The organism is Patiriisocius sp. (genome assembly GCF_051252435.1).
Taxonomy (GTDB): Bacteria; Bacteroidota; Bacteroidia; order Flavobacteriales; family Flavobacteriaceae; genus Patiriisocius.
The window spans coordinates 183,382-196,556 of the sequence record NZ_JBPOFW010000001.1 but is presented as its reverse complement, the minus strand read 5'-3'; the positions used below and the strand labels follow the sequence as shown (position 1 = coordinate 196,556).

The 13,175-nt window shown below is 35.6% G+C and carries 11 protein-coding genes; 5 read left to right on the top strand and 6 right to left on the bottom strand.

The window, feature by feature from the left end:
* Positions 1–53 precede the first annotated feature (53 nt).
* Entirely contained in the window at positions 54–1,154 is a 1,101-nt protein-coding gene (locus ACSHW7_RS00875; protein WP_435677427.1) for a diphosphomevalonate/mevalonate 3,5-bisphosphate decarboxylase family protein, read from the top strand.
* Between the two features lie 7 nt (positions 1,155–1,161).
* Here ACSHW7_RS00875 and ACSHW7_RS00870 read toward each other — a convergent pair whose 3' ends face one another.
* The 6 genes from ACSHW7_RS00870 to ACSHW7_RS00845 all read right to left on the bottom strand — a co-directional run bounded on the left by ACSHW7_RS00870 (position 1,162) and on the right by ACSHW7_RS00845 (position 8,661).
* The gene (locus ACSHW7_RS00870; protein ID WP_435677426.1) at positions 1,162–4,365 is read right to left on the bottom strand and encodes a CHAT domain-containing protein; all 3,204 of its coding nucleotides are present in this window, start codon (positions 4,363–4,365) and stop codon (positions 1,162–1,164) included.
* Positions 4,366–4,367: 2 nt separating this feature from the next.
* Entirely contained in the window at positions 4,368–5,120 is a 753-nt protein-coding gene (locus ACSHW7_RS00865; protein ID WP_435677425.1) for a tetratricopeptide repeat protein, read from the bottom strand.
* Positions 5,121–5,126: 6 nt separating this feature from the next.
* Positions 5,127–5,702: an RNA polymerase sigma factor gene (locus ACSHW7_RS00860; RefSeq protein WP_435677424.1), complete on the bottom strand. Its 576-nt coding sequence runs from the start codon at positions 5,700–5,702 to the stop codon at positions 5,127–5,129.
* Between the two features lie 184 nt (positions 5,703–5,886).
* Positions 5,887–7,101 carry a hypothetical protein gene (locus ACSHW7_RS00855; RefSeq protein WP_435677423.1) on the bottom strand — a complete coding sequence of 405 codons (1,215 nt, stop codon included), beginning with the start codon at positions 7,099–7,101 and terminating at the stop codon, positions 5,887–5,889.
* Between the two features lie 174 nt (positions 7,102–7,275).
* Positions 7,276–8,178: a T9SS type A sorting domain-containing protein gene (locus ACSHW7_RS00850; RefSeq protein WP_435677422.1), complete on the bottom strand. Its 903-nt coding sequence runs from the start codon at positions 8,176–8,178 to the stop codon at positions 7,276–7,278.
* A gap of 6 nt (positions 8,179–8,184) precedes the next feature.
* Positions 8,185–8,661 carry a hypothetical protein gene (locus tag ACSHW7_RS00845; protein WP_435677421.1) on the bottom strand — a complete coding sequence of 159 codons (477 nt, stop codon included), beginning with the start codon at positions 8,659–8,661 and terminating at the stop codon, positions 8,185–8,187.
* Between the two features lie 170 nt (positions 8,662–8,831).
* Between ACSHW7_RS00845 and ACSHW7_RS00840 the strand changes: the two genes are divergently transcribed.
* The 4 genes from ACSHW7_RS00840 to ACSHW7_RS00825 are packed head-to-tail and all read left to right on the top strand — an operon-like array spanning position 8,832 to position 13,132.
* Complete coding sequence (locus tag ACSHW7_RS00840) at positions 8,832–9,770, top strand: mevalonate kinase family protein (protein WP_435677420.1); 939 nt, start codon at positions 8,832–8,834, stop codon at positions 9,768–9,770.
* Positions 9,771–9,821: 51 nt separating this feature from the next.
* Positions 9,822–11,270, top strand: coding sequence for an MBOAT family O-acyltransferase (locus tag ACSHW7_RS00835; protein ID WP_435677419.1), 1,449 nt, complete (start codon positions 9,822–9,824; stop codon positions 11,268–11,270).
* Positions 11,271–11,284: 14 nt separating this feature from the next.
* Positions 11,285–12,190 carry a hypothetical protein gene (locus tag ACSHW7_RS00830; RefSeq protein WP_435677418.1) on the top strand — a complete coding sequence of 302 codons (906 nt, stop codon included), beginning with the start codon at positions 11,285–11,287 and terminating at the stop codon, positions 12,188–12,190.
* A 36-nt stretch (positions 12,191–12,226) separates the two neighbouring features.
* Positions 12,227–13,132, top strand: coding sequence for a geranylgeranylglycerol-phosphate geranylgeranyltransferase (locus ACSHW7_RS00825; RefSeq protein ID WP_435678246.1), 906 nt, complete (start codon positions 12,227–12,229; stop codon positions 13,130–13,132).
* Positions 13,133–13,175: the final 43 nt, after the last annotated feature.

The window sequence follows — 13,175 nt, the reverse complement described above, 5'->3', positions numbered from 1 at the left end:
TGAAATGTTTTCAGAAACCTAATTTTGTATCTTTATCCCAAGAAAATACTAACATGACCGAAGCATATTTTATCCCTAAATCGTATTCAAATTCTTTAGAAAAAGGAACCGTTTCCTGTCAATCGCCGAGTAACATCGCGTTAGTAAAATACTGGGGAAAATATGGCGAACAGTTGCCTCAAAATGCTTCGGTAAGTTTTACTTTGAGTGCGTGCCGTACTAAGACTTTACTACATTTTGAAAAGAAAGAAGATGCCTCAACTTTTAATTTTGAAGTGTATCTCGACGGAAAAAGAGAAACAGGTTTTGAACCTAAAATTTTAAAATTCTTTGAACGTGTTGAAAATTATCTTCCTTTTTTGAAAGCATATTCGTTTAAGATTGAAACGAGTAATAGTTTTCCGCATAGTAGCGGGATTGCATCGTCGGCAAGCGGTATGAGTGCATTGGCGGTTTGTTTAGTGCAACTGGAAAATGCACTGATTGATGGAAATCTCTTGACTGAGTTCGAGGGGGCAGAGAGAAAATCATTACAAAAAGCGTCATTTCTTGCTCGATTGGGTTCGGGAAGTGCTGCTCGTAGTATTGAAGGGCCGCTCGTGGTTTGGGGAAAACACCCTAAAATTGAAGGAAGTAGTAATCTCTTCGGGACAAAATTTTTAGGCGAAGTTCATAAAAATTTCAGTAATTATCAAGACACAATTTTATTAGTTGATAAAGGTGAGAAACAGGTGAGCAGTACCGTGGGGCATGATTTGATGCACAACCATCCGTACGCTGCTGAGCGGTTTAAAGAGGCAAATTCTAATCTTTCAAAACTCATTGATATTTTTAAAAGTGGTGACATTTCAGCCTTTATAAAAATCGTGGAAAGTGAGGCGTTGCAGTTGCACGCAATGATGATGGCGAGCCAGCCTTATTTTATTTTGATGAAGCCCAATACGCTGGAAATTATCAATCGTATTTGGCAGTATCGAAATGAAACCAATAGCAATGTGTGCTTTACATTAGACGCCGGCGCTAACGTTCATGTTCTTTATCCAGAAGCTGAAAAAAAACAAGTTCAAAAATTTATAGTTGATGGATTAGCGACATTTTGTAAAAATGGGGAGTACATACATGATAGTGTTGGTTTAGGGGCGAAAATCATTTAGTGAATTTTTAGCTTTTCAATAGATATTTCCGAAGGATAAATATGCCCAATAGTATCAATAAAATACCACCTAGAATGAGCCATAAATACGAGTGATTTTTAATTTCGATGGGGGAAGTATCTCCAATCAATACCAATCCTGCCCAATATTGAGGAGCTAACGTTCTACCTTCCGCCGTTTCTAAATATTTCAATTTTGCCTTTTGAAGCGCAATATCTTTTGGGTGTCCTTTTTCTAAATTTTCGTAGAAATAAGAAGTGATTTCGGCACTGGATTTTTCATCAATTTTCCAAAGGCTTGTGAGCATACTTTCACTTCCTGCATAATTAAAAGCGTGCGCTAATGATAACATTCCTTCGCCTGGTTGATAGCTGGGTTTTCCAGTTTCGCAGGCGGTTAAGACTGCAAGATTTGACGAGAGATTTGTATTGTAAATTTCATAATTATAAAGATAATTGTCATCATTATCATTGCTCTTTGCAAATACCAATCTCGATTTCTCTGGGTAGATATTGTTCGATTCGGCATGCGTGCCAATGTGGATTATTTTGTGATTTTTAGCATTTGAAATAAAATTTTCTTCGGAAGCGTTGTCCTCGGTAAAAATGTTTCCGCCCAATTTTTTCTTTGCATTTATAACGGTCTCCAGACTAAAAGGCTGAGGAAGTAGTCTTAAATATTCAAAATCTAGACCGATAGAATCTTCTTGGGTTTTTTTGTACACTTCTTTAAGTGAGCTCGAGAAACCTGGAGCAAAACCTATATAGTTGTCCTCATAGACTCCTTCTTCTTGTTGATCCACAAATAATTGTAAACTGTAATTGTAGGAAAATGCATGTTTGGAAAGTAGACAGTCAGTTTTAAAACCTTCCAAAGTATTAATTTTTATAGGAGTTAATACTTCAAAATTAAGATTAAATAATATTCCGTCCGGTATTATTGTTACTCGTTTTGTTTTAATGTTTTTTTCAATGGGCTGCCATAGTTTACTGTACAGATTGTGTGCGGCTTCTGTAACTTTGTTTGCGTTATGCGCCTCATTTTGAAATTGTTTAATCGAATTTTCAAGAGCATCAGCACTAAGCTTTTGAAATTGATATTCGTTTTGAGTTAGTGTTAAAACATAGAGATTATCTTCAATAAATAAATACCTGACGACGGTTTGATCAAGTCGTATTTTCTCTTGTATTTCGGGTATTGTCGCCGTTTTATTTCCATAGCGCAACTCAAAATATTTTGGATACTCTTTTTTTATATCTGAAATAAACCTTTTCCATTCTTCTTGTGTTTTGATGTAATTCTCAATTCCATTTTCAGTCGCGTTCAATTGTTTTTTTAGTGAGTCTTCTTTTACTAAAATATGCTCTGGAACGTTTGAGAATTTGAGTGCTTTGAGTCCGTTAAGCCTTGACCTTATTCGGTTGTACAAATTTTCTTCGTGCAATTGTAAAATATTATCAAGGTATTTTGAGTCCTTTGTTTTATTGTATAATTCCAGTGCTATTTTTTTTGAAAAATCATAAATAGTATTGTTCTCGTTATTTAGAATAGCTATACTTTCAGGTGTGATTATTTCAAGTTTTTGTTTTTCTAAAATGTTTTGCGCTGTTTGATTTTCATTGTAAATGGTTTCTAAAAAAGTACCACTTTTATTTTCTTCGAGTGATAAATTCGCTTGGTTTTTTAGCAATAAAGCTTTCGGTTTTAAAAGTTGAAAACGGGTTGCTTTTGCACTTTTGTTTTCAGAATTTATAATACTATCTATTATATGTATCGTTGCCGTACTATACTCTAGAGCTATCTCTTGTGAATCAAGTTTGTTATATACCTCTGCCATATTCAATGTCTCTTTAATTGCGGGTAGCGAGTTCTTACCTTGTACACTCAATACATAATTGTAGGCTTTTTTTGCGTTGGAAATAGCTTGTTCTTGATTCTTGTTCTTTGCATAAAACAGGCTTGTTTCTCTTAAAAAGTTGAGGTAGTTTTCATCATACGTTTCGCTTTGCGCTTGCTCAAATAGTTGCTCACTTATTTTATAGTATGCAGCGGCTTCAATAGGTTTTTCTAAAGCTTCATAAAGTTGAGCCCTTCCATAATGAGCATCTGAATTCCAAGTTAAAAAATTACCGTTACTTTTTTTGATTAAAGCAATGGCTTCATCTAGCTGTTCTGCTGCTTTTTCATAGTTGTGGAGTTGGATATTAGAGTTTCCCAAAAGCACTTTAGATTTAAAAATCTCTGGACTGTCGCTGGGTAAATTTTGCTCCTTGAGTTTTCCAGCATATACCAATAAATCATGTGCTTTTTTATAATCGCCCATGGTTTGATAAAGACCCGCATAATTTTCAATTCCTTGATAATAGCCTCTTTTAGAATCGCTTACCTTGTAATCTTCTGCACCCGATTTTATAAATTTTTGAATCATAGAAAGTGATGACTTCATCGCGATCAACGCTTTGTCATTGTTGCCTTCCATGCTGTACAATCCCGCTATGTTGTTATATAAAATAGATGGGCGATGGTAACGATTAATGGCAGAGGTATCCAATTTCTTAACAGCATCAATAGCTTTTTCAAAATAATAAATTGAGCTGTCAATTTTTGAAGAATAATACATCGCAGTTCCCATTGATGAGTATCCAAAGTAATAATCTTTTTGAGTTGTGGCTTTATCGCTGTCGTATCTCTTAAGTGTTAGTCTATATTGCTCAATGGCGGTTTTAATATTACCATTTCGAAGGGCACTCGTACCAAGATTGCTATGAATAACTCCGTAAAGTCTTCCAGTAGCATTTGGAATTTTTGATGTGTACGCTAAAGCTTCCTCATTGATTTTATATCCCAATTCTGGTTTACCTAACAGATCGTATAATGATGCGAGACTCATACATGCCTTTCTTAAAACAGCAGGGTCATTTGTCAAATTTTTTAAATTTCCGTAGAAAGATTCAGCTTTTGTCTTTGCCGTTTTATTGTCATATTGCAATAAAGCAATGTTGCCCACGTAATAAGGGTAATCTGAAAGCGAATCATATTGCTCGGCGGTTTTAAATTTTTCAATAATCAAGTCTAACGTTTGGGACGCTTCCTTTAATTTTTTTTCTGAAATGAGCTTGTCCAACAGTGCAGTGCCTTCCTCTTGTGCCGCTACTTGTAGGCCACTAAAAATAGAAATGGCAAATACCAATGTAGTAAACCATTTCATCATTTTTATTTGTTAAGTTCCTTTAATAGTGCATTACTTTTCTGCGATCCACTTTTTTTCAATAGGATTTTAGCGTTTTCAATATTTCCATTTTTTATTTCGGCTAAGGCAGCAAAATAATAGGCATCTTCAGTAAAAATACTTTCTGAATTTTTTAATGTTTCATCAAAGAATTGAGATGCTTTTTTAGCATTTCCTTCGGCCAAATAGCTCACTCCTAAATAAAAATTTAAGGTGTCATTTTCGGGTTTAATGGGTAAAATAGCTTCCCATTTTTCTATTGCCTCAGCGTAGTTTTCTTGCTTATAACTCACCATTGCGTCATAAAACTCAAATTGATTTGAAGTGCTCATTACCGTGGGTAATCCTGGGTCTGCTTTGAAGTGTTTTGCAAATAGTTTTTCATTTGAACTGCCTTGATTCATGAACATAAAAATCCCGATAGCTGCGACCACTGAAGCTGCAATAGAAAGAGGAATTAAACTGCGTATTTTTGATTTTTTATTTGAATTGGTTTGAGATGTTTCCAGCGTTCTCACCGGAACCATTTCCTCATGAAAATCATTTAATTGCTCTTTTAAAACAGCGCTTTCAATCCCCAATCTTAGCTGACGTACTTCGTCCACAAGCCCTTTGAAAATAGGGTCTTCGTTTAACTTTGTGTCAAACTCAAGTCGCTCGGCCGCGGTCATTTCGCTATCAAGATAGCGGTCAATTGCGGTGAGTTGTGCTTCGGAAATGTTATTTAAATTATTCACTTGTTTTTAATTTGGGGAAAGGGCTAATTCTTTTAATTTTTGGATACAACGGTATTTTTTATTTCGGGTAGAAGCTTCGGCCAGATTATTTTCTTCTGAAATATCTCGCATCGATTTATTTTCAAAATAAAACTGTTTCAGCAGGTTTCGGCATTCGTTACCTAATCTTTTGAAAGCTTCCATGGTGAGTGAAAGTTGCTGTTGTTGTTCTGTTTCCGCTGAAGCGTCCATATCAAAATCATCTTCCATTTCATGTCTCGTATCATCAATGGTGGAGGTTTTTTTAAATCGCGATGAGCGCAGTACGTCTCTCCATTTATTTCTCGCAATAGTAAATAAGTAGCCTTGCAGCGCGGTTTCACTCTCTGGCGTAAATTTTTCAGCCTTGACATTTTGATACATCGCCAAGAATGCTTCTTGGTAAATATCTTTTGCTTCTGCTGTTGAGCCGCTATTTTGAAGTATATGAAGTTCCACTTTTTTATAATTTTTTTGATAGAGCGCTTTTAATACTTTTTGGTCGTTCGACCTAATTGCCTGAACGAGCTCTAGTTGTTTTTCGATGTGGATATTTTCCTTCATAAATGGTAAAGGAAAGATACCAATATTTTTAAAATGAGTTTTGTTTTTTTAATCTAAAGTGTTCTTTGTAAGATATTTCTGAATTTTAATTTTTAAAGAAAAGACCTCCAGCTCCTCGACTGAAGGGTCTTTTCCTATCAAAAACAAACAATCATTCTTGCATGTCTTTTTGGTTTATTGATAATTACCAGCCGCCATCGTCTGTATAATCCATTTTTTCCCAGTTGCTGTTGTTTGTATCTGTGTTCAAGTTAGGGTCATAATTGTAATTGTCGCTCTGGATGTATTCGTTGTTTTGATTGACCCACGTGTTGTTCGCATAGCCGTCAACTTGATATGTGGTTCCATTTACAGTTCCTGTTTGCACTTCGTTAATACTATTTATATACTTTGAATGTCCTGCTGCCTGTGTAGCGCTTCTGTCCTTATAGCCTTTGTGATTAATATCGCTGATGTCACTGTATGTCTGGCTCAATCTAGTTTGTGCATCGCCATAACTTCTAATCTGAGCCATACGCGAATTATGATTTTGTGCCGTTTGTTGCGATTGCTGGCGAGCTCTCTGATTCATAGCCTGCACATACTGTGGGTTTAGCTGTACGTTTTCTAAAGCGTATAGAAAAGCTGCTTTTGCCTGCTCATAGCTATTTTTATCTGCGTCCATTCCGCTGTAGGTATATCCCCAACCTTGTCTTCCTTGTCCATAATCTGTAACTCTATGTTTGATGACAATTAATCCTGGTTTTCCATCTTTGTCTATCCATTCTGTTAGCATCGCTTCAAATTGAGTTTGCTCAGGCATGCCTTTAAAAAACATAGCGTCAACTTGTCTTTCTCTTTGTGCAAAGGCAGGCAAAGCCGTTTTGCGCACTAACTTTGCACCTTCTTTTTGAGCCATGGGTAAGAACTCATTATTGAAAAATTGCTCCATGGTCATGGTTCTCTTCAGCTGATTTCCGTTTTGTTGTATGATTTGATTGTATGTCGCATTATTTGAATAGTGAAAAAAGTTAGACATGTCGTTATACACTTTTACTCCGCCAGGACCTTCTAAATAGGTTTCTTTTGAGTTTCGCGATGGTTGCCATGATGCAGGTATGGGCATACTCCCGAAGGTTTGCCCAGTCGATGGGTCAACAAGACCAAAGCTTTTTGTACCGCCGTTGTTTTGGTTTGTGAAGGATTGGTTTTCTGAATTTCTAGTGTTTTTGGAACGCTCTTGGTACGAAACGTTTGTTTGTGTGTTAAGGCTTTGTTCAAAACCAGTTTGGTTGTTGAAAGCCATTTCGTTTTCATAACCAAAATCAGATTCTTGTTCTGAGCTTGAAGTTCCAAAAAGACACGAAGTCATTGTGTTTGCGATGAGTACTAAGATTAAAATGTTACGTGAAGTTTTCATAATGCGATATATAAAGTGGTTAATTTTTGTTTTATACCACTACATCGCAACTACTCGCATTATGTCATCACATATTTTAAAATTATTTTAAGTAAATAGAAAAACCCCAGTAAATACTGAGGTTGTACAATGTTTAATATCTTCGGAAATTTTAAGGAAGTAAATAAATTGCTACTATTTCACTAATAGTTTGCGAGTCGCAACAACCAAATCTTCATCTTTCAATTGAACAAAATAGAGACCCGATGCTACGTTTTCTAATGTAAAAAAAGCGCTCTGTGCCGAAATAGTTGGAGTGTATTCCATAACGTTTCCTAGTACGTCATAGACAACAATGGCTATTTTTTCCCCACTTAAAATTTCGGCGGATGCCTCGATGGTCACATTTTCATTTTGAGAAACTGGGTTTGGGTATAATTTAAACTGAGCATTCGTTTGAAAATCGTTTGCACCTAAAAAAAGCACTTCGTCTACCTCTAATTTGAGTGTATTTCCATCACAAAAAACATTAAAAACTACAGAGACATCATTGTCAAAAGATTGTATTTGGGATGGAAAATTACAAGTGTCAATTCCGTTTGAAGCAGTTAAAATGGTGATTACTTGTCCAACTTCAAAATTAGTTGCGTTTTCGGCATCAATTCGCACGTTAATATTTCCGAGCAAGTCAACGTTGCCAGACATAGAAATAACATCGTTTTCTGTAGGAGTAACATTGATATCTAAAACTGAATTTTGGGAGGTCTCAAGGACATTAAAAAAACTTAGCATTCCAGTATTTTCCTCTCCTGCTGGGGAGATAAAACCATTATTTGTAAAAAAACCAGTAATATCAAAAACGCCATCGCCTGTCAATATTCCATTTTCGTGGTTGATTAAATTTGCCTGCGGACTTATAAAAAGAAATTGACTTTCAGCTGCTATTTCAATTGTTCCGTGGTTATTACAATCAAAAATCATGTAGAAAGACCCAAAATCTCCATTTTGAGTAAACTTGCGAATGCTCCCAAAATTATTCAAAGTAGCATCAGTAGTGCCTTGTCTTGTCAAACCTCCATTGGCGAGCATTTCCATCATGCCGGTTTAGGTATTGTTGATGATACTGCCATTGCCGATATTTACGATGTTTGAGTCGGCAAAATACATGAGGTTGTAATTATTGATGACGACATTTGAGATTAGTTTTGGTTGCGGATTTTCAAATCTAATAACTCCTTCGTTTTCAATTATTCCTCCAGTAATTGTACCATCGCTATAGTTGAGTTGGGCGACGATATCAATATCCATTCCTTCCTGCAAGGTCAAATTATTACTAACAGTTAGTTGCGCTGAGCCTTGTAAAAAAATTCTATTGGCACTTGAGGGTGTAGTGATGTCAACTTCATAACCATCTGGTATTAAAACGTCGCTTGTGCTATTAGGCACAGAGTTGGCACTCCAATTTGAAGCAATTGACCAATTAGTGTTTCCATTGTTTTGAATCCACGTATGTGTTTGCCCATACGTTGAAAAGACTATTGCAAATAGCGCGAAGACGATAAGTTTTTTGATTGTTTTCATATCAGTTTATTTTAAAAAGACACTAAGTTGCTTATTTATTGAAAGTTACAAATTTCAACTCAATTTCTAATTCAAATATATATTTAAAAATTTTTCAATAATTCAGTATCTTTGTGCTTCACGGTGGAGTTATTATAAAAAATGTTAACTTTAGCCCTTAATCCCTACAAATGCGCGGTCCACTTTTTTATTCAAAAATCCTACTCTTTGGTGAGTACGGCATAATTAAAGACTCTAAAGGTTTATCTATTCCTTATAATTTTTATAACGGTGCTTTAAAAATTGATGAGCATGGTACGATTGCTACCATAAAGTCAAACGATAGTTTACGTCGTTTTGCTGTGTATTTGGAAAATTTGCAAGCAGGAGATTCTGCACTCGTCTCTTTTGATTTAGAGGCTTTGAAGGCAGATGTGGAAAAGGGATTATACTTTGATAGTAGCATTCCGCAAGGGTACGGCGTAGGGAGCAGTGGCGCATTGGTAGCAGCGATTTATGATAAATATGCTACAGATAAAATTACCGTTTTAGAAAATCTTACCCGGGAAAAATTATTAGAGCTCAAACAAATTTTTGCCGAAATGGAATCTTTTTTCCACGGTAAATCTTCTGGTCTTGACCCCTTAAATAGTTATTTGAGTTTGCCTATTTTAATCAATAGCAAAGACAATATTGAAAGCGCGGATATTCCTTCGCAAACAGTTGACGGAAAAGGCGCTGTGTTTTTGTTGGACAGCGGTATGACTGGAGAGACAGCTCCTATGGTACAGATTTTCATGGAGAGCATGAAGCAGGAAGGCTTTAGAAATATGTTAAAAAACCAATTTGTAAAACACACAGATGCTTGTGTTACCGATTTTTTAAAAGGAGATGTAAAATCCCTTTTCTCTAATGTAAAGCAACTATCAAAAGTAGTACTGGATAACTTTAAGCCCATGATTCCTGCAGAGTTTCACAAACTATGGAAAAAAGGAATTGACACCAATGCATATTACCTCAAATTATGCGGTTCTGGTGGAGGTGGTTATATGCTAGGATTTACTGAAGATATTGACCAAGCGAGAACTCAATTAAAGGGATACAATCTAGAAGTGGTTTATAATTTTTAAAACTAATTTTTGAATAGCTGGATTTTCAAAATCCTCTAAAACTCATGTTACATGCTATTCAATTCCATTGATTTTGCGATTTTTCTGCCCATCGTTTTTCTATTGTATTGGGCACTGTCGAGCAAACCTTTAAAATACCAAAATACATTATTACTTATTGCCAGTTACACCTTTTATGGATGGTGGGATTGGCGATTTTTATTTTTAATGCTCTTTAGTTCCTGCATCGATTATTTTGTAGGACTCCAATTATTAAAAACAGAAGCCCCAAAAACCAGAAAAGCATTACTACTTTTAAGTGTTTTTATGAACGTTGGATTTCTTGGGTTCTTTAAATACTATAATTTTTTTGCTGAAAGTTTTACTGATGCTTTTACACTACTCGGTGTCCCATTTACTGTCGATAGATTAGCGATTATCCTGCCCGTTGGGATTAGTTTCTATACCTTCCAGACCATGAGCTACACCATTGATGTGTACCGTAAAAAAATGCCAGCAACAAAAGATGCCATTTCGTTTTTTGCATTTATAAGTTTCTTTCCGCAGTTGGTAGCGGGCCCCATTGAGAGAGCTACTAATTTGCTTCCTCAGTTTTTCGCAAAGCGGAAATTTGACTACAATTATGCTGCCGAAGGTGCAAAGCAAATGCTTTGGGGACTATTCAAAAAAATGGTGATTGCAGATAATTGTGCGATGGTAGCGAGCGCCATTTATGAAAATCACGAAGTGATGCCTGGGGGCACATTGTGGTTGGGAGCGATTCTATTTCATTTTCAGTGGTATTGTGATTTTTCAGGATATAGTGATATTGCGATTGGTACGGCAAAGCTATTTGGATTTAGATTATCGCAAAATTTTGCCTATCCGTTTTTCTCGAGGGATATTGCCGAATTTTGGCGCCGTTGGCATATTTCACTTTCCACTTGGTTTAGAGATTATTTATACATCCCGCTAGGTGGAAGCCGCGGCAGTACGGTAAAGACTATCAGAAACATTTTTATCATATTTATTGTTAGCGGATTTTGGCACGGCGCGAATTGGACGTTTATCGTTTGGGGTGCGATACACGCTTTCTATTTTGTGCCTTATTTTTTGTTGGGCCGAAATAGAAATCATTTAGAAGTAGTAGCCATGCACAGCACATTTCCGAAGTTAAAAGAATTGGGCGCCATGTTATTTACTTTTTTCTTAACCACAATTGCTTGGGTGGTGTTCATTTCCGAAGATTTGAAAAACGCTACCAGTTACTTAAAAGGCATGTTTACAAGAATGCCGATTCTTGAGATTGACACAGATTTGCGGACTACTTTTTTAATTGCCTTCACGATGATTTTATTTCTAATAGTGATGGAATGGCAGGGAAGAAGGGAAACCTACGCAATCGAAGTTTTTTGGAAACGTAAACCAAAAGTAATGCGATTGGCATTGTATTACGGACTTGCGATGACTATTTTCCTACTTGCTGGAAAGCAACAGGAATTTGTTTATTTTCAGTTTTAATATTTCCGAAGCAAATGAAAAAATTTATACAACATAGCATCCTTTGGGCAGTCTTATTGATTGGTTCTATGCTCGTTGTATTTTTATCCGTGGATGGAACCTCAGATCCTTTTTACTTAAAATTTACCACACCAAAACAATCTGGTCTAGTCTTAGGTAGTTCAATTGCCGGACTCGCTGTAAATCCATCGGTTTTAAAAGAAAACGGGGTGGAATCTCCCATTTATAACTATGCATTTGCAGCGCCTTTAAGCCCTTATGGACCATCTTATTTACGAGCCATCAAGGCGAAATTAGACCCAAAAACAAAAAATGGAATTTTTATAATCACCGTAGAACCATTGGCAATTTCAAGTGATGCGGTTGACCCAAATGATACCTTGTATTTTGAAGAGCGAGAGGGATTTCTTGGAAAGCTGAGTAGTTTTAATAGCAACCCAAATTTTGACTATTTATTGAATCATTATAACGACTACAACTTTAAATTTTTATGGAACAAAAGTGTAGCAACATTGGAAGATACTGGATGGATGGATGTAAATATTCCGAAGGCTGATTATACGAAAGAAGATCAAATTGAAATTGATGATTTTAAACGAACATTAGATTTGTATCAATTTTCAGAAACACGTTTGAACTTTTTGAAAAAAACAATAGCCTATTTAGAGGACTACGGAGATGTTTATTTGGTAAGACTTCCAAAACATGAAAAGTACATAGCCGTCGAGAATGAGTTTATGCCTCAATTTGAGGAAAAACTAGATGAGATTTCGAAACAGTTTAACATTCCTTATCTTTCAATGGCACCAAACGGTGGCGATTTTGATTATTATGATGGAGTTCATGTGGGAAATGAATCGAGCGAAAAAGTATCAAAGATTATCGCTAATTTCATCACGTCAAAGAAGCAACCCCTTTAAGGTAACAAGTTAATTAATCCCCTTATTCAAATATTGATAATGAAGAGAAAACAAAAATATATATTCCTCAAGTTCTTTAGCTTGTTCTCCATTGTGAGAGGGTATAATATTTTAGTAATTGTTATCGCTCAATATTTGACTTCCATTTTTATTCTTGCGCCGGAGTTGCCATTGCGAAAAGTGCTTTTTGATATAAATTTATTGATGATTATTCTAGCTTCCGCGGTTGCAATTGCTGGGGGATACATCATTAATAGTTTTTATGATAGTGAGAAGGATTTAATCAACCGCCCCAGAAAAACAATGTTGGACAAGTTGGTAAGCCAACAAACAAAATTAACGGGTTATTTTGTCCTCAATTTTCTCTCAGTAGTTTTTGCAAGTTATGTATCGTTTAAAGCTGTAATTTTTTTCTCGTTGTATATTTTTGGAATTTGGTTTTACTCACATAAATTAAAAAAATATCCTTTTATAGGAAATCTAGTAGCCGCCATATTAGCCGTGATTCCCTTCTTTGCTATTTTTATTCATTATGGTAATTTTAGTAAAGTAATCTTTGTCCACGCCACATTTTTATTCCTATTGATTTCTATGCGAGAATTGACAAAGGATTTAGAGAATATTAAAGGAGATTTGGTTTTAAATTACCGCACAATCCCTGTGGTGTATGGCGAACGCGTATCAAAACAAATGCTCACAGGGCTAAGTATTGCTACACTCATTCCGGCTATTTTATTACTTACGCGTTTTGAAATAGGCTATATGTTCAGTTACTTCTATTTGAGTATAATTGCTCTTTTAATCTTTGATATTATACTTTGGAAAAGTAGAAAAAAACTCCACTACATCATCTTGCACAACATCCTTAAATTTATCATTGTTGCTGGAGTATTGTGTATTGTTTTGATTGATGTAAGTGTTGTTTGGGATAGGGTTTTTTGAAATTTTTATTACTGATGAAACTAGCATTTCAGTAAAATAATAA